The following is a 16918-nucleotide window of genomic DNA, read 5'->3' as shown; positions in this document are numbered from 1 at the left end:
CGCCCCCCCCCGGGGGGGGGGGGGGGGGGGGGGGGGCCCCCCCCCCCCCCGCGCCGGTGTTTCCGCGTGCGCTTCCGCCCTCCGCGCAGGACTCTGAAGGCATGACTGCACATCCGACCGAGCATCCGCATGTCGTGGTGCACCCGCCGGCCCTGGACGGCTCCCGGCGGGTCACGGAGGGCGAGCGCACGCTGGGGATCGCCACGCACGTCGACGACGTCGGCGAGATCCTGCGGCTGGCCGACCTGTACGTCACCGACGTCGAGGGGAGCGAGCTCATCGAGTGGCAGGGCGGCGGTCCGGAGGACTGGCCGGGGCTGTCGGAACACCACGAGGGGTCGTGACTACGCGCGTACACCTGGGGACGTAGGACGTCTACGCAATCCTCAAATCAACCTCTGAATCCCGTTCAAGAGGCTTCAACCGCCCCCTGCCGCGGGCACATTCTCGACACACACGGGGCCCGCCGGCACGGGGGCGGCGGGCCCCCGTACGGCACGGCGAAAGGCGGCCCGTCCAGGGGGAACGGGCCGCCTTTCGGCGTACGCGGGGCTCTCAGACCTTCAAGGGCTTCAGGGACGTCGGCGCGTGGCCGGGTTCCGTCGCGATCTCCTCGAACTCCACGACGTCGCCGATGTCGTTGGTGGTCGACATGGAGATGTTGGTGACGCGCTCCAGGATGGCCTCGACGACCACCGGGACCTGGTACTCCTGCGCGAGCTTCCCGGCCTGCTCGAAGGCCGCGCCCAGTTCCGCCGGGTCGGTCACGCGGATCGCCTTGCAGCCGAGGCCCTCGGCGACCTTGACGTGGTCGACGCCGTAGACGCCCAGTTCGGGCGAGTTGACGTTCTCGAACTCCAGGGTGACCTGGAAGTCCATGTCGAACGCCCGCTGTGCCTGGCGGATCAGGCCCAGGTAGGAGTTGTTGACCAGGACGTGCACGTACGGGATCTTGTGCTGCGCGCCGACCGCCAACTCCTCGATCATGAACTGGAAGTCGTAGTCGCCGGACAGGGCGACGACGGGCGAGCCGGGGTCGGCCTTGGCCACGCCCAGCGCGGCCGGGACGGTCCAGCCGAGGGGGCCGGCCTGGCCGCAGTTGATCCAGTGCCGGGGCCTGAAGACGTGCAGCATCTGGGCGCCGGCGATCTGCGAGAGGCCGATCGTCGACACGTAGCGGGCCTCCGGGCCGAAGGCCTTGTTCATCTCCTCGTAGACGCGCTGCGGCTTGATGGGGATGTCGTCGAAGTGCGTACGGCGCTGGAGGGTCGCCTTCCGCTCCTGCGCCGAGGCCGCCCACGCCGAGCGGTCGGGCAGCCTCCCCTCGGCCTTCAACTCCCGTGCCACCTCGACGAAGAGCTCCAGGGCGGCCTTCGCGTCGGAGGCGATGCCGTAGTCCGGGGCGAAGATCCTGCCGATCTGGGTGGGCTCGACGTCGACGTGGACGAACGTGCGGCCGGCCGTGTAGACGTCCAGTCTGCCGGTGTGGCGGTTGGCCCAGCGGTTGCCGATGCCGAGCACGAAGTCGGACCGCAGGAAGGTGGCGTTGCCGTAGCGGTGCGAGGTCTGCAGGCCGACCATGCCGGCGTGCAGCTCGTGGTCGTCGGGCAGCACGCCCCAGCCCATGAGGGTCGGGACGACCGGAGTGCCGGTCAACTCGGCGAATTCCACCAGCAGTTCGCACGCGTCGGCATTGATCACCCCGCCGCCGGCGACGATCAGCGGGCGCTCGGAGGCGTTGAGCAGCCCGATCGCCTTCTCGGTCTGCGCGCGGGTCGCGGCCGGCTTGTAGACCGGGAGGGGTTCGTACGTCTCCGGGTCGAACTCGATCTCCGTGAGCTGCACGTCGATCGGCAGGTCGATCAGGACCGGGCCCGGGCGGCCGGAGCGCATCAGGTGGAAGGCCTGCTGGAAGACGCCGGGGACCTGCGCGGCCTCCAGGACGGTGACCGCCATCTTGGTCACCGGCCGCGCGATGGAGGCGATGTCGACGGCCTGGAAGTCCTCCTTGTGGATCACGGAGGTCGGCGCCTGGCCGGTGATGCACAGGATCGGCACGGAGTCGCCGATGGCCGAGTACAGCCCGGTGATCATGTCGGTGCCCGCGGGGCCGGAGGTGCCGATGCAGACGCCGATGTTGCCGGGGCGGGTCCGGGTGTAGCCCTCGGCCATGTGGGAGGCGCCCTCGACGTGGCGGGCGAGGGTGTGGTGGATGCCGCCGGACGCCTTGAGGGCCGCGTAGAAGGGGTTGATCGCCGCGCCCGGCACACCGAACGCGTCGCTGACCCCCTCGCGCTTGAGGATCTCAACTGCCGCGCGGGCAGCGGTCATTCGAGCCATGAGTACTCCTGCCTCGGCCGTCGGATTCGCACTCCCGTCGCGCCCCGCGGTGAGCTCTTCCGTGACTGTCGTGAGCGTGCTTTCCGCACACTCTCCGCAATGATTTCCGCATTGCGAAATTAAGTTTCTGCTATCTGGAATCAATCTAGGAGCGTGGGCGAAGGCAGTCAAGACACGGACCAAGACACGGACAGGGACGGGCCCGCTGGAGGACGATGGGACCCGCCGTCCCGACGTGACGCCCTGGAGGCCGGCCATGTCCGAGAGCGTGCCGGTGCGCTGCCCGGCCTGCCGGCGCGAGCACCGCTACACCGCGCCGTCGTACCCCTGCGTCTGCGGCGCGCCGGTCACCCCGCCGCTGGATCCGCGCGGCACGCCGACGGCCGTCACGCACCGGGTCTGGGACGAGGAGTGGGTCAGCGTCTGCTGCCCGTCGTGCGGGCGCCGCGACCAGTGGCCCCGGCCGGAGCTGGGCTGCCCGTGCGGGACGGTGCTGCGCGTGCCGGTGGCGCGGACGGCGGCCGGCGTGGCACGGCCGGTCACCGCGGAGCGGGCGGCGCGCCGCGCCTTCCAGCCGGTGACGATCCGTACCGCCCGGGACGCGGTCACGGCGGCCGCCCTGTATCTGCGCTGGCTGGGCTACCAGGACATCCGCCGGGCCGACCAGCGGCCGCCGTCCGGCATCGGGCTCGCCGCCCGTGGCCTGCTCGCCCAGGTCGACCCGACCGTGCGCCCGGCCTCGCTGCGGGACGTGGAGTGCCTGTGGCTGACGGCCATGACGGAGTCGTCGGACTGCGTCTACTTCTCGCTGGCCGGCTACGCCGCCGACGCCCGCACCCGCGCCGACGGCCTGCGCGTCCCCTTGTTCGTCCTCGACCTCACGGGCACCCCGCAGCCGGTCAACGACGTCGCGGACGAACTGAACGCGACGGGGGCCACCTGAGCGATCAGGCGGCCCCCGGCGGCGGAGAGGGCGGTCACGACTCCCGAGCCGCCTGCTCCCGCAGTTCGATCTTGCGTACCTTGCCCGACACCGTCATCGGGAAGGACTCCAGGACGCGCAGCCGGCTCGGCACCTTGTAGTGGGCGAGGCGGCCGGCGCAGAAGGCGCGCACCTCCTCCAGAGTCGGCGGGTCGGCCGGGTCGCGGGGGATGACGCAGGCGAGGACCTCCTCGCCGTACGTCTCGTGCGGCACCCCGACCACCTGGACGTCCGCGACCTTCGGGTGGGCGTAGAGGAACTCCTCGATCTCGCGCGGGTAGACGTTCTCCCCACCGCGGATGATCATGTCCTTGATGCGGCCGACGATCTCGACGTAGCCGTCCTCGCGCATCACGGCGAGGTCGCCGGTGTGCATCCAGCGGCCGGCGTCGATGGCCTCGGCGGTCTTCGCGGGCTCGTCCCAGTAGCCGAGCATCACGCTGTAGCCGCGGGTGCACAACTCGCCTGCGGTGCCCCGGGGTTGGGTGATTCCGGTGGCCGGGTCGACGACCTTGACCTCGACGTGCGGCATGACGCGGCCGACGGTGCCGGTGCGGTGTTCCAGGTCGTCGTCGCGCCGGGTCTGCGTGGAGACGGGCGAGGTCTCCGTCATGCCGTAGCAGATGGACACCTCGGCCATGTTCATCTCGGCGACCACCCGCTTCATCACCTCCACCGGGCACGGCGAGCCCGCCATGATCCCGGTGCGCAGGGAGGAGAGGTCGTAGGAGGCGAAGTCGGGGAGGTTCAACTCGGCGATGAACATGGTGGGGACGCCGTACAGGGAGGTGCACCGCTCCCGCTCGACCGCGCGCAGGGTCGCCGCCGGGTCGAAGGAGGGGGCGGGGATGACCATGCAGGCGCCGTGCGAGGTGGCCGCGAGGTTGCCCATCACCATGCCGAAGCAGTGGTAGAACGGCACCGGGACGCACACCCGGTCCTGCTCGCTGTAGGCGATCAACTCCCCCACGAAGTACCCGTTGTTGAGGATGTTGTGGTGGGAGAGGGTCGCCCCCTTGGGGAAGCCCGTCGTGCCGGACGTGTACTGGATGTTGATCGGGTCGTCGCAGGACAGCTCCGGGAACGGCACCGGGGTCCCGCGCGCCACCAGTGCGTCCCAGCCCGGGTCGCCGATGTAGACGGTCTCCCTCAACTCCGGGCAGCGGCCCCGCACTTGCTCGACCATCGCCCGGTAGTCGCTCGCCTTGTGGCGCAGCGACGCGAACAGCACGGAGATCCCGGCCTGCTTCAGGACGTACTCGACCTCGTGCGTGCGGTAGGCCGGGTTGATGTTCACCATGATCGCGCCGATGCGGGCGGTGGCGTACTGCACGAGCACCCACTCGGGGCAGTTGACCGCCCAGATGCCCACCCGGTCGCCCTTGGCGACGCCGCTCGCGATCAGCGCGTACGCCAGCCGGTCGACGTCCGCGGCGAACTCGGCGTAGGTCCAGCGCCGCCCGGAGGGCACGTCGACGAGCGCCTCCCGGTCGGGCCAGGCCGCCACCGCCCGGTCGAGGTTGGCGCCGATGGTGTCGCCCAGCAACGGAGTGGCGCTGGTGCCGTGGGCGTAGGAACTCACCGGAAGTCCTCCTCGCGGTACTCGGCGTCCGAGCCCTGGGCCGTCGCCTCGCGCAGCTCGATGCGGCGGATCTTGCCCGAGACGGTCTTGGGCAGCGGCGCGAACTCCAGGCGCCGGATGCGCTTGTAGGGGGCGAGCACCTCACGGGAGTGCTCGAAGATCACCTTGGCGGTGTCCGGTCCGGGCTGCCAGCCCTCGGCGAGGACGACGTACGCCTTGGGCACGGCCAGGCGCAGCTCGTCCGGGGCGGGCACGACGGCCGCCTCGGCCACCGCCTCGTGCTCCAGCAGGGCGCTCTCCAGCTCGAACGGGGAGATCTTGTAGTCGGAGGCCTTGAAGACGTCGTCGGCGCGGCCGACGTAGGTGATGTAGCCGTCCGCGTCGCGGGAGCCGATGTCGCCGGTGCGGTAGTAGCCGCCGGCCATCGCCTCCGCCGTACGGTCCGGGTCGCCGTGGTAGCCGGTCATCAGGCCGACCGGACGGGCGGACAGGTCGAGGCAGATCTCGCCCTCGGTGGCACCGGGCGCACCGGTGACCGGGTCGAGCAGCTCCACCCGGTAGCCGGGGCTGGGGCGGCCCATGGAGCCGGTCTTCAGGGGCTGGCCGGGGCTGTTGGCGACCTGCACGGCGGTCTCGGTCTGCCCGAAGCCGTCCCGGATGGTCACCCCCCACGCCCGTCGCACCTGCTCGATGACCTCGGGGTTCAGCGGCTCACCGGCGGCGACGACCTCGCGCGGCCGGGTGCGCAGCTGGGTCAGGTCGGCCTGGATGAGCATGCGCCACACGGTCGGCGGGGCGCAGAAGGTGGACACCCCGGCCCGGTCCATCTCGGCCATCAGCCGGGCCGGGTCGAAGCGCGTGTAGTTGTGGATGAAGACGGTCGCCTCCGCGTTCCACGGCGCGAACAGGTTCGACCAGGCGTGCTTGGCCCAGCCCGGCGAGGAGATGTTCAGGTGCACGTCGCCCGGTTTCAGGCCGATCCAGTACATGGTGGCCAGGTGCCCGATCGGGTACGAGGTGTGGGTGTGCTCGACCAGCTTGGGGCGGGCGGTGGTGCCGGAGGTGAAGTACAGCATCAGCGGGTCGTCGGCCAGGGTGGGCCCGTCCGGGAGGAACTCCGCGGGGGCCGCGTAGGCGTCCTCGTACGGCTCCCAGCCCTCCTCGGGCAGGCCGCCGACGCTGATGCGGGTGTAGCCGCCGGGCACCTCCGCGAACTTGGCGGTGTCCTCGGCGCGCACGATCACGTGCGCCACCCGGCCGCGCTCGACCCGGTCGCGCAGGTCGGCGGGGCCGAGCAGCGGGGTGGCGGGGATGACGACCGCCCGCAGCTTCATCGCGGCCAGGGCCGTCTCCCACAGCTCGACCTGGTTGCCGAGCATCACGAGGATGCGGTCCTCGGGCTGGACGCCCCGTTCGCGCAGCCAGTTCGCCACGCGGTCGGAGCGGCCGGACATCTCGGCGAAGGAGACGCGGACCTCGCCGCCGTCCTCCTCGACGATGTGCAGGGCGGTGCGGTCGTTGCCGGCGGCGATGACGTCGAACCAGTCGAGCGCCCAGTTGAAGCGCTCGGGCCGGGGCCAGCGGAAACCCTCGTACGCCTTCGCGTAGTCCTCGCGGTGCTCCAGCAGGAAGTCCCGCGCGCTGCGGAAGAGCTCCGTCGCCGTCGTCATATGCGTCCTCCTTCGTACCGGACCATTGCCGGGCGGCTCTCTGCCATCGTGTAATCCGTGACGCAGGTCTCACTACCCCCGAACGGGGGTGTGCGCTGCAGAAATGGAGCGAGCAGGTGGCAGCAGACACGGCCGGGGCCGTGGAGATACGCAACGCGCTGGTACGGCTGCGGCGCCAGACCGGCATCCCGGTCGCCTTCGGCGGCCTGATGGAGGCCGGGCGGCAGCGCATCCGCATCAGCGAACTGGACGGCAACCTCACGCCCGCGCTCAGCTCCCTCGCGGTGACCAGCGGCAACGGCCTCGGCGGCAAGGTCCTCGCGCTCGCCCGGCCGTGCGCGGTGACGGACTACTCCTCCTCGCGGCAGATCACCCACGAGTACGACATCCCGGTCGCCGCCGAGGGGCTGCGCTCGGTGCTCGCGGTCCCGGTCGTCGTACGGCGCCGGGTGCGCGGCGTGCTCTACGGCGCCCTGCGCACGGCCCAGCCGCTCGGCGACCGCACGCTCGGCGCGGCGGTGGCGGCGGCGCGGGACGTGGAACAGGCGCTGGTGGTGCGCGAGGAGGCGCGGGAGCTGATGACGGCGGCGACCGCGCAGCCCGCCGCGGGCGCCGCGTGGGAACAGGTGCGGGAAGCCCACGCGGCCCTGCGCTCCCTGGCGCCCCGCATCGCCGACCCGGCCCTGCGCGCGGAGCTGCTGGCCGCCACCGCCCTGCTCACCCCGGTCCCCCGCCAGGCCGCGGTGAGCCTGGCCCCCCGCGAACTGGACGTGCTGGCATGTCTGGCATCCGGCGCGACCAACGCCGTCGCCGCCGACCGCCTGGGCCTGCGCCCGGAGACGGTCAAGAGCTACCTCCGCTCGGCCATGCGCAAGCTGGGCGCGCACACCCGGGGGGAGGCGGTGGCGGTGGCACGCCGCTCGGGACTGCTGCCGTAGGCCCGGTCCCGTCGGTTATTCACTCACTCGCGTGCTGAATTTCCTCATGCCGCACGGTTGTTATATCCCTCACCACCGGCTCCCGTCCGAAATTCAAAGAGACGTTGCCTAGAATTTGGTCCGGACACGACACACGGAGGGGAGCGGTGACCGTGCGACGCGACTTCAAGGAGCCTGCCAGATGCCGCCCCGACCAGGTCATCGGACGGGAGGAGCTGTTCGGCGCGGCGCGTGAGCAGCTCGCCCGGGGCGGCAGTGTGCTGCTCCACGGCCCCGCCGGAATAGGAAAGTCGACCGCGCTGCGGGCATTGGCCGCGGAATACGCGGCGTCCGCGCGCACCGTGTTGCGCTGCTCGGCGACCGAGTCCGAATCCCATCTGCCGTTCCTGGCCCTGGCCGACCTCCTCGGTCTGGTGGCGGGCGAGGTGTCCGAGAAGCTGCCCGCGGCCCAGCGCACCGCCCTGGAGTCGGCGCTCACCGGCCGCGGCGAGTCCACCCTCCAGCAGGACGGCCTCGCCCTGCGCCTGGCGGTGCTGTCGGTGCTGCGCGCCCTCGCCGCCGAGGGCCCCGTCCTCGTCGTCGCCGACGACCTGCAGTGGCTGGACTCCGCCAGCGCCGAACTGCTCGGCTTCGCCGCCCGCCGCCTCGGCGACATCCCGGTGCAGCTGCTGTGCGCGGTGCGCACCGAGGGCCAGGAGTACGACCGTCACCTACGCGCGTCGCCGCCCGACACCCTCGCCGTCCGCCTCGGCCCCCTCTCCCGCGCCCAGGTCTCCGCCCTGCTCGACCACCGCGGCTACACCGGCCTGCCCCGCTCCACCGTCCGCGACATCCACCGCACCAGCGGCGGCAACCCCCTCTTCGCCCTGGAGCTCGGCCGCGCGCTCGCCGAGAGCCCCACTCCCGTCCGGCCCGGCGAGTCCCTGCCGGTGCCCACCTCGCTGCGCGCCCTGGTCCTGAACCGGCTGGAGATGCTGTCCGACGAGGCCCGCCGCACCCTCCTCGTGGCCAGCGCCGGCGCCCGCCCCACCCTCGCCCTGCTGCACGCCGCCGGCCGGGAGAACGCCGAGGCCGAGACCGCGCAGGCCGCCGCACTCGGGCTGCTGGCGACGGAACCCGAGGCCCCCGCCGTACGCTTCGCGCACCCGCTGATCTCGGCCGCCCTGTACGCGGAGGCACCCGCGCACGAGCGGCGGGCCGCGCACGCCGCGCTGTCCACGGCCGCCTCCGACCCCATCGAGCGGGCCCGGCACCTCGCCCTGGCCGCCACCGGCACCGACCCGGAGGTGGCGGCCGCCCTCGCCGAGGCCGCCGCCCTGGCCCGGGACCGCGGGGCGCCCTCGGCCGCCGCCTCGCTCGGCCTGCTCGCCGCCCGGCACACCCCGGGCGACGGCGCACCCGACCCGGACGAGCGCCGGCTGCAGGCCGCCGAGGACGCGATCACCGCCGGCGAGGTGGACCTCGCCCGGGACATCGCCCGCGAGGTGCTGACCCGGGCCACCGATCCCGCCGAGCGGGTGCGGGCGTGGATGGTGGTCATCGAGTCGGTGGGGCAGGCCCTCGGCGAGGTCGACACCGTCTACCCGCAGGTGCTGGCCGACGCCGGCGACGACCCCCGGCTGCTCGCCCTGGTCCACTACCAGCTGGCCTGGCGCGGACTGGTGGTGGAGGGCGACTTCGCCAAGGGCCGGGAGGAGGCCGCGCACGCGGCGGACCTCGCGGCCCGGGCGGGCGACCGGCGCACCGAACTGCTCGCGCTGTCCTTCCAGGCGCAGACCGAGATCCTGATGGGCCATCCGGACGGACCGGCGACCATCAAGCGCGCCCTGAAGGAACCCCAGCTGCCGGAGGTGGCCTGCCACCACAACGGGGCCGGCGCCGCCCGCTACCGCTGGCTGATCACGAGCGACCAGCTGCCCGAGGCCCGTTCCACCGTCAGCGCCCTGCTGCGCGAGGTGCGGCGGCGCGGCATGGTCGAGAGCGAGGTGCACTTCGTGCGCCTGCTCGCCGACACCGAACTGCGCTCCGGGCACTGCGGACGCGCCCTGGACCTGGCCCGCGAGAGCATGCGGCTGGCCCGCGACTCCGGCATCGGCGAGATCCCCTCCGCCGTGCTCAACTCCCTCGCCGAGGCCTCCGGCGGAGACGTGGAGCGGGCGCTGGCGCTGGGCCGGGAGGCGCTGGAGCAGGCCGAGCAGGCCGGCGACCAGATGTACGTCTCCCGGGGCCTGACCGCCGTCGGCCACGCCCAGCTGGTCGCCGGGGACTTCGAGGGCGCCGTGCAGTCGCTGCGCCGGGTGCGGGAGCTGGAGAACGGCCTCGGCATCACCGACCCCGCCCGCGGCCGCTGGCACGGCGACCTCGCCGAGGCCCTGGTGCGGATCGGCGAGACCGAGGAGGCGCGCGAACTCCTGGACGTGGCGCGCCGGCAGGCGCTCCGGCTCGGCCGGGAGAGCGTGCTCGCCGTACTGGACCGGGCGGAGGCGCTCGTCCGGGCCGCGCGCGGCGACCACGAGGCCGCGCTCGCCCAGCTGACGTCGGTTCAGGACCGGCTCGCCAAGCTGGGGTACGGCCTGGAGGAGGCGCGCGCCGCGTTCGCGCTGGCGTCCCTGCGCACCCGGCGCCCCGGCCCGACGTCGTACGACGAGGCCGCCCGGCTGTTCCGGCGCTGCCGTGCGCTGCCGTGGCTGCGGCAGGTGGAGGCGGCGGCCGTGACGACGCCCCGGCCGGCGGTGGAACCGATCGCCCCCTCCGCCGCGTCCGAGGGCCTGGAGGGGCTCGCCGCGATGGAGCGTCAGGTCGCCGCGCTCGTCATGGAGGGCGCGACCAACCGGGAGATCGCCGCCCGCCTGTTCATCAGCGTGAAGACGGTCGAGGCCACCCTGACCAGGGTCTACCGCAAACTGGGCATCCGCTCTCGGGTGGATATCGTCCGACTGGCGGCGGGGCGTCGCACAAAGTGACGTTCGTCCCGTTTTACTAAGGGTCGACCGAGGGTTTTCCCTGCCCAACTCCCCTAGGGGGTTCCCTCATTGGGAGGCGGCCGCCGCGGGTTCTAGCGTAAGGGCGTGCCGCTCGCCCGGGCATACGGGGGTCGGTCCCGCGACCCCCGTGCAACCCCCCACGCACCCGCGCGAACCCCCACCGGCAACCCCCACTGAGGAGACTCATGTTCGGGCTCAACCGCGCCAAGAGATCCGCCGCAGTCGTCGCGGCGACCGCCGCAGCAGCCGCCACCGCGCTGCTCGGCGCCCCGAGCGCCGTCGCCGCGCCGCAGCCGATCGTCGGCGGCACGACGACCACGACGACCGCGTACCCGTTCATGATGCAGATCACGGACGCCTCGCAGAACCAGTTCTGCGGCGGCACCCTCGTCTCGGCCACCAAGGTGGTCACGGCCGCGCACTGCATGGTCGGCGAGACCACCGGCAGCGTCCGGGTCGTCGGCGGGCGCACCTACCTGAACGGCACCAACGGCACGGTGAGCAGGGTCAGCAAAATCTGGATCAACCCGGACTACACGGACGCCACCAACGGCGACGACGTGGCCGTGCTGACCCTGTCGACGTCGATGCCGTACACCACGGCGTCGTACGTCTCCTCCTCGGACACGGGCGTGTACGCGGCCGGCACCACCGCGCGCATCCTCGGCTGGGGCACCACCTCGGAGAACGGCAGCTCCTCCAACCAGCTGCGGACCGCGACCGTCCCCGTCGTGTCCGACTCCAGCTGCAGGAGCTCCTACGGTTCGGACTTCGTCCAGACCGACATGGTGTGCGCCGGATACTCCTCCGGCGGCGTAGACACCTGCCAGGGCGACAGCGGCGGTCCCCTGCTCATCGGGGGCGTCCTGGCAGGGATCACTTCTTGGGGCGAGGGCTGCGCGGAGGCCGGTTACCCGGGTGTCTACACCCGGCTGACCACCTTCTCCAGCCTGGTGACCGCGCAGGTCGACTCGTGACCCGGAAGGTCTCCTGAGCATCCCTCAGGTGAGAGACCAGGGGGCGTTGCGGGCTACCACGAGCAGCCCGCAACGCCTCCTGACCATGCCCGCCCTACTTGTCCGCGGTGAGCTTCCCGGCGGCGCCCCAGCTGTCCGCCGGCACCTCGTGGATCCACACCTGCACGGTCTCGGCCGGGATCCGGTACGCGTCGACGAAGGCGTCGGTGACGCGCTTGACGAGGTCCCGCTTGAGCTCGACGTCGCGCGGACCCTGCTGGATGGTGACGATCGGCATGGCTGAACTCCCTTGCGTGGCGGTGTCCTTCCGGTGCCCCCAGTCCATCGCCTGCGGCGGGCGCGACCAAGAAGCAGACCGCGACCGCAGCGATCAGTCCTCGCGATCGGCGCAGGCCAGCAGCAGGGTGTCCAGGTGCGGGGGCTCGGCGGCGGACACCGCGAGCCCCGTCGACAGGGCCAGGCCCGGCGCGCGGAACGGCACGAAGGCCACCCTCGGGGTGCGCAGCACGCGCGCGTGGGCGGCGTAGACGACCGTCCACAGGGGCCGGGTGCCGATGGTGGCGAGGGTGTCCTGGAGGGAGCCGCTCACCGGTCCGGGCGGCGGTTCGAAGCCGGCCCGGTGGCAGGCGCCGACGACCAGGTCGACGAGGGCGGGGTTGGTGCGCCGCTCGGTGAGGCTGAGCGGGAGGCCGGCCAGCTCCTCGATCCCGATGTCGGGGCGGGCGGCGAGGGGGTGCGTGGCCGGCAGGGCGGCCACCAGGGGGTCGCTCCACAGCGGCAGCACCCGCAGGCCCGGCACCGGTTCGGCGCCCCGGACGAACGCGGCGTCCAGCTTGCCGTCCGCGACCCGGGCGAGGCGTTCGGCGGCCGGGAGGGAGAACAGCTCGACGGGGACGCCGGGGGCGCGGCGCGCGAACGCGGCGAGGACCCGGTCCAGGTGGGCGCCGAGCCCGGTGCTGGTGCCGATCCTGAGCCCCGGCGGCGGCGCCACGGCGGCCCGCGCCCGGTCGGCCGCCGCCAGCACCGCCCGCGCCTCGGGCAGCAGCCGCTCCCCCGCCGCGGTGAGCCGGACACGGCGGGGCGTGCGGTCGAACAGCTCGGCGCCCAGTTCCCGTTCCAGGCGCTGTATCTGCATGCTCACCGCCGACTGCACGATGTGCAGCTGTTCTGCCGCCCGCCCGAAGTGCAGTTCCTCGGCGACCGTCACGAAGTAGGCGAGCTGCCGCAGTTCCATGGCCCCGACTCTAGAGGCGAGGGCGCCGGGCTTGTTTCAATGAGCGGCGGATGGGGGTGATCCGCATGGTGTCCACCGACCGGTTCCTCGCGTTCGCCGCGATGTCGCTGCTGGTGATCGTGATCCCGGGACCCAGCGTCCTGTTCGTCATCGGGCGGGCGCTCGCCCACGGCCGCCGGACCGCCGTGGCCACCGCGGTCGGCAACGTCGTCGGCTCCTATCTGCTGGTGGCGGCGGTGGCGGTCGGGATCGGCTCGCTGGTGGAGCGGTCGGTGACGATCTATCTGACGGTGAAGCTGGCGGGTGCCGCGTACCTGGTGTACCTGGGCGTCCAGGCGTTCCGGCACCGCAAGGAGCTGAAGGCCGCCGCGATCCGCACGCGGCCCGCCGGACCCGCGCGGGGCGATCTGCGGACGGTGCTCGACGGGGCGCTGGTCGGGGCGACCAACCCGAAGGGCGTGGTCTTCTTCGCCGCCGTCCTGCCCCAGTTCGTGGACCACACGGCGGGGCACGTCCCGCTCCAGATGCTGCTGCTCGGCCTGATCCCCATCTCCATCGGCCTGGTCACCGACACCCTGTGGGGCCTGACCGCCTCGGCCGCCCGCACCTGGTTCGCCCGGTCCGACCGCCGTCTGTCGATGATCGGCGGCGCGGGCGGCTTCGCGATGATCGGGCTGGGGCTGACGGTGGCGGTGACGGGGCGGGCGGACTGAGCATCACCCGACGACGGTCCCGAAGCGGATGTCGTACGGGCTCCCCGGATACAGCGTGCCGAGCATGCGCTCCGCCTCCGCCGTGAGGTCCGCGCGCTGGGCCCTGGTCAGGCTGCCGAAGGGTTCGATGACGAGGGCGTCCTGCTCCGGCTTCCACACACCCGCGAGGAAGCCGTCGACGAGGAACGTGCGGTACGCCTGGTTCCCGGCCCAGCTGCGGCCCCAGTACGCGGGCGGCACCACGCGCGTGCGGTCCGCGTGGGAGAGGAGCAGGTTGTCGAACTCGGGCAGGAAACGGGGCGGGGCCGGGGTGTCCGGGTCGGGGCGCGGGGCGTCGGGCAGGTCGAAGAGCTCGACGCCGGACTCGTCGCGGAAGGTGAGCAGGCGGGGGCGCAGGCGCTCGAAGACGTCGCGCAGACGGGTCAGTCCGGCCCAGGTCTGCATGTCCCTGACGGAGGCGGGGCCGAAGGCGGCGAGGTAGCGCAGGACCGCGGAGTCCGCGCTGGGGGCCTGTTGCGCGGGGCGGCCGAGCCAGTGTTCGGCGGTGGTGAGGGCGACCTGGCCGCTGCGGTCCCACAGGCCGCGGGGGGTGACCTGGACCAGCGGGAGCCGGCAGCGGGCGGCGAGGGCGAGGGCCTGGGGGTCGGCGTCCGGCCACTCGGCGAGGAGGGCCTCGCGCAGCTGCTTCATGGTGCGCGGCTCGGCCTCCACGAGGTCGCGGGCGAGGGCGGCGAGCCGGTCGAGGTCGACGCCCGCGAGTCTCTTGCGGAAGCCGGCCAGTTCGCGTTCCCGGGCGGGCTGGACCAGGGGGCGCAGGGTGAGCGCGTCGGCGGCGGTGTGGGTGTGCAGGGTGGAGCGCAGGGTGACGATCCGGACGACCTCGCGCTCGGCCATGAGCGCGGAGAGGTGCTGCGGGGCGAAGCCGTCGAGGCGGGCGGCGAGCGCGACGTACGGCGGTCTGACGTTCTGCGCCTGGAGTCCGACGAGGTGCTCGACGGCGTCCTTGGCGGGCATCGGAGCGCGGCGCAGCAGCAGTTGCCGGGCGAGGGTCGCACGGCTCAGGGCGCGGGTGCCGAGCACGGGGGCCGCCGGGGTCGTCGTCTTCGTCATGTCTGCACGCTAGTGCGGCTTGCGGACACCTGCTGTCCGCGGCTCTCACCGAATCCGGGACTCCCGGCCCACCCCGGCGTGGTGTGCCCCGGATATCCTGCCCGGGATCACGCAGCCGCAGGTTCGACCCGGGAGGCAGCCGCATGGCCCAGCGACGCGCCCGTCCCGCCGCCAGGAAACCGAAGAGGTCCGTCTGGCGTCGCGCGTTGACTCCCGCGCAGCCGCCCGCGAGCGGCACCGCGCCCCCGCCCCCCGCCGACCCCGCGCCCCCGGACGCCGCGGACGTGGCCAGCGTCGTCCAGGCCGCCCTGTACCGCGACGGCGTGCGCATCTCCTCCCCCGCCACGCTCGCCGAGACCTTCCGCGAGCTGCGCGAGCAGCCCTCCGGCATGGCCTGGATCGGGCTCGCCCGCCCCACCGACGGCGAACTGCTCTCGCTGGCCGCCGAGTTCGACCTGCACCCGCTGGCCGTCGAGGACGCGATGGAGGCGCACCAGCGGCCGAAGCTGGAGCGCTACGGCGACACGCTCTTCGTCGTCCTGCGGGCCGCGCGCTACCTGGACGCGCCGGAGGAGGTCGACTTCGGCGAACTGCACGTCTTCGTCGGCCCCGACTTCGTGATCACGGTCCGCCATGGCGCGGCCCCCGACCTGTCCGCGGTCCGCCACCGCGTGGAGGCCTCGCCGGAACTGCTCAAACTCGGCCCGGAGGCCGTGTTGTACGCCATCCTCGACGCGGTCGTCGACGGCTACGCGCCGGTGGTCTCCGGTGTCCAGAACGACATCGACGAGATCGAGACGGAGGTCTTCCGCGGCGACCCGGAGGTCTCCCGCCGTATCTACGAACTCTCCCGCGAGATGGTCGAGTTCCAGCGCGCCACCCGCCCCCTGGTGGGCATGCTGCACGGCCTGATCGCCGGTTTCTCCAAGTACGAGACCGACGAGGAGCTCCAGCGCTACCTGCGGGACGTCGCCGACCACGTCACCCACATCAGCGAGCGCGTCGACGGCTTCCGCCAGGCCCTGACGGAGATCCTCACGGTGAACGCCACGCTGGTCACCCAGCAGCAGAACACGGAGATGCGGGCGCTGGCGGAAGCCGGGTTCGAGCAGAACGAGGAGATCAAGAGGATCTCCTCCTGGGCGGCGATCCTGTTCGCTCCGACGCTCGTCGGGACGATCTACGGCATGAACTTCCGCCACATGCCGGAGCTGGGCTGGAGCTTCGGCTACCCCTTCGCGATCGGCCTGATGGGGGCGGTCTGTGCCGGCCTGTACGTGATCTTCAAACGGCGCGACTGGCTCTGACCGCCGAGGTCAGCCGGCTCGTCGCGAGGGCGCGGGCCTCGCGCAGGGGCGTGGTGCCGCGGGCACGGGCCGCCCGCAGCAGGCGCCGTACGGTGGTGCCGATGTCCGCGAGGCTCCGTACGGCGTCGTCGTGGGTGAGGCCGCCGGCCTCGCGGCCGAGGGTGTAGAGGACGCCGCCCGCGCTCGCGACGAAGTCGGGGATCCAGGTGACGCCCCGCTCGGCGAGGACGTCGGCCAGGTGGTCGTCGGTGAGCTGGTTGTTGGCGGGGCCGGCGATGAGGCGCACGTCGAGGCGGGGCACCGTCTCGGGGTTCAGTACGCCTCCGACGGCGGCCGGCACCAGGACGTCCGCCGCCGTCGCCCCGGGGTCGGCCCACTCGAAGCCGGCCGCCTGGGCCACCGGCCGTTTCGTGGCGTCCACGTCGCTCACGCGGACGCGGGCGCCGTCCGCCGCGAGCCCGACGGCGACCCGGCTGCCGACGGAGCCGTAGCCGCTGACCAGGACGGTGCGGCCGGCCAGGCCCGCGGTGCCGAAGACGTGCTCGGCGCCGGCGCGCAGGGCGGCGAGCACGCCGGTGGCGGTGGGGGCGCCGGAGTCGCCGGTGCCGCCGTGCTCCTCGGGCAGGCAGTAGACGTACGGGCAGCCGCGGCGCAGGACGAGCATGTCCTGCTCGCTGGTGCCGACGTCCGGGCCGGTGCGGTAGGAGCCGTCGAAGGAGGCGATGAGCTCGCCCATGTCGGTCAGCGCCGCCGCCCGCAACTCGGGCGTGAGGTCGGTGTGTTCGTCGAGCGCGATCACGCTCTTGCCGCCGCCGAAGTCCAGCCCGGACACGGCACACTTGTAGGTCATCGCCTCCGACAGCCCGAGCGCGTCCGCGAGGCCGTCGCGCCAACTGCCGTACCGGCGCAGGCGGCAGCCGCCGACCGCGGGGCCGAGCGCGCGGGAGTGCACCGCGACGATCAGGGGCAGTCCCGAACGAGGACCGCGGCGGACCGTCACCTCTTCGTGCTCCAGTGTGTGCTTCATGGCGGGGAGGCTAGGCGGATGTTCAGGGCCGCGGACGCGGGCCCGAACGAAATT

The 16918-nt window shown here is 72.9% G+C and carries 14 protein-coding genes; 7 read left to right on the top strand and 7 right to left on the bottom strand.

Annotated features, from left to right (window positions below; translation table 11 throughout):
• Positions 1-101: 101 nt before the first annotated feature.
• Positions 102-344 (top strand): hypothetical protein, encoded by a 243-nt coding sequence (locus ACYF6T_RS14030; protein ID WP_461696356.1) that lies wholly within the window; start codon positions 102-104, stop codon positions 342-344.
• Between the two features lie 211 nt (positions 345-555).
• Here the strand turns inward: ACYF6T_RS14030 and gcl are convergent, their stop codons facing one another.
• Positions 556-2340, bottom strand: coding sequence for a glyoxylate carboligase (gcl, locus tag ACYF6T_RS14025; RefSeq protein WP_461696355.1), 1785 nt, complete (start codon positions 2338-2340; stop codon positions 556-558).
• A 256-nt stretch (positions 2341-2596) separates the two neighbouring features.
• On the opposite strand from gcl, the gene ACYF6T_RS14020 reads away from it, so the two are divergent.
• Positions 2597-3283, top strand: a complete 687-nt coding sequence (locus ACYF6T_RS14020; protein ID WP_461696353.1) for a hypothetical protein — start codon at positions 2597-2599, stop codon at positions 3281-3283.
• 34 nt (positions 3284-3317) lie between these two features.
• Here the strand turns inward: ACYF6T_RS14020 and ACYF6T_RS14015 are convergent, their stop codons facing one another.
• Together ACYF6T_RS14015 and ACYF6T_RS14010 are read right to left on the bottom strand one after the other, a co-directional pair.
• Positions 3318-4904 (bottom strand): AMP-binding protein, encoded by a 1587-nt coding sequence (locus tag ACYF6T_RS14015; RefSeq protein ID WP_461696352.1) that lies wholly within the window; start codon positions 4902-4904, stop codon positions 3318-3320.
• The gene (locus tag ACYF6T_RS14010) at positions 4901-6574 is read right to left on the bottom strand and encodes an AMP-binding protein (RefSeq protein ID WP_461696351.1); all 1674 of its coding nucleotides are present in this window, start codon (positions 6572-6574) and stop codon (positions 4901-4903) included. Before ACYF6T_RS14010 ends, ACYF6T_RS14015 begins: the two co-directional genes overlap by 4 nt.
• 116 nt (positions 6575-6690) lie before the next feature.
• On the opposite strand from ACYF6T_RS14010, the gene ACYF6T_RS14005 reads away from it, so the two are divergent.
• From ACYF6T_RS14005 to ACYF6T_RS13995, 3 genes are all read left to right on the top strand, one after another.
• Positions 6691-7512: a helix-turn-helix transcriptional regulator gene (locus tag ACYF6T_RS14005; protein ID WP_461696350.1), complete on the top strand. Its 822-nt coding sequence runs from the start codon at positions 6691-6693 to the stop codon at positions 7510-7512.
• A gap of 146 nt (positions 7513-7658) precedes the next feature.
• Positions 7659-10475, top strand: a complete 2817-nt coding sequence (locus ACYF6T_RS14000) for a helix-turn-helix transcriptional regulator (protein ID WP_461696349.1) — start codon at positions 7659-7661, stop codon at positions 10473-10475.
• A 206-nt stretch (positions 10476-10681) separates the two neighbouring features.
• Positions 10682-11473 (top strand): S1 family peptidase, encoded by a 792-nt coding sequence (locus tag ACYF6T_RS13995; RefSeq protein ID WP_461696348.1) that lies wholly within the window; start codon positions 10682-10684, stop codon positions 11471-11473.
• A gap of 94 nt (positions 11474-11567) precedes the next feature.
• On the opposite strand, the gene dmpI is transcribed toward ACYF6T_RS13995, so the two are convergent.
• Both dmpI and ACYF6T_RS13985 read right to left on the bottom strand, forming a co-directional pair.
• Positions 11568-11750 carry a 4-oxalocrotonate tautomerase DmpI gene (gene dmpI, locus ACYF6T_RS13990; protein ID WP_265565712.1) on the bottom strand — a complete coding sequence of 61 codons (183 nt, stop codon included), beginning with the start codon at positions 11748-11750 and terminating at the stop codon, positions 11568-11570.
• Positions 11751-11843: 93 nt separating this feature from the next.
• A complete protein-coding gene (locus ACYF6T_RS13985) occupies positions 11844-12707 on the bottom strand; it encodes a LysR family transcriptional regulator (RefSeq protein WP_461696347.1) in 864 nt (287 codons plus the stop codon).
• Between the two features lie 65 nt (positions 12708-12772).
• Here ACYF6T_RS13985 and ACYF6T_RS13980 point away from each other — a divergent pair, with 65 nt between their 5' ends.
• Entirely contained in the window at positions 12773-13420 is a 648-nt protein-coding gene (locus tag ACYF6T_RS13980) for a LysE family translocator (protein WP_461696367.1), read from the top strand.
• A 3-nt stretch (positions 13421-13423) separates the two neighbouring features.
• Here the strand turns inward: ACYF6T_RS13980 and ACYF6T_RS13975 are convergent, their stop codons facing one another.
• A complete protein-coding gene (locus ACYF6T_RS13975; protein WP_461696345.1) occupies positions 13424-14530 on the bottom strand; it encodes a winged helix DNA-binding domain-containing protein in 1107 nt (368 codons plus the stop codon).
• A gap of 143 nt (positions 14531-14673) precedes the next feature.
• Here ACYF6T_RS13975 and ACYF6T_RS13970 point away from each other — a divergent pair, with 143 nt between their 5' ends.
• Positions 14674-15837, top strand: coding sequence for a magnesium and cobalt transport protein CorA (locus ACYF6T_RS13970; RefSeq protein ID WP_461696344.1), 1164 nt, complete (start codon positions 14674-14676; stop codon positions 15835-15837).
• Here the strand turns inward: ACYF6T_RS13970 and ACYF6T_RS13965 are convergent.
• The gene (locus tag ACYF6T_RS13965; RefSeq protein WP_461696343.1) at positions 15815-16864 is read right to left on the bottom strand and encodes a Glu/Leu/Phe/Val dehydrogenase dimerization domain-containing protein; all 1050 of its coding nucleotides are present in this window, start codon (positions 16862-16864) and stop codon (positions 15815-15817) included. The two genes, ACYF6T_RS13970 and ACYF6T_RS13965, sit on opposite strands and share 23 nt — an antisense overlap.
• Positions 16865-16918 lie beyond the last annotated feature (54 nt).

It is taken from the genome of Streptomyces sp. 7R007, from assembly GCF_054850255.1.
Note: the sequence above shows the minus strand (reverse complement) of the source record. Positions and strands in the feature narration are given on the sequence as shown.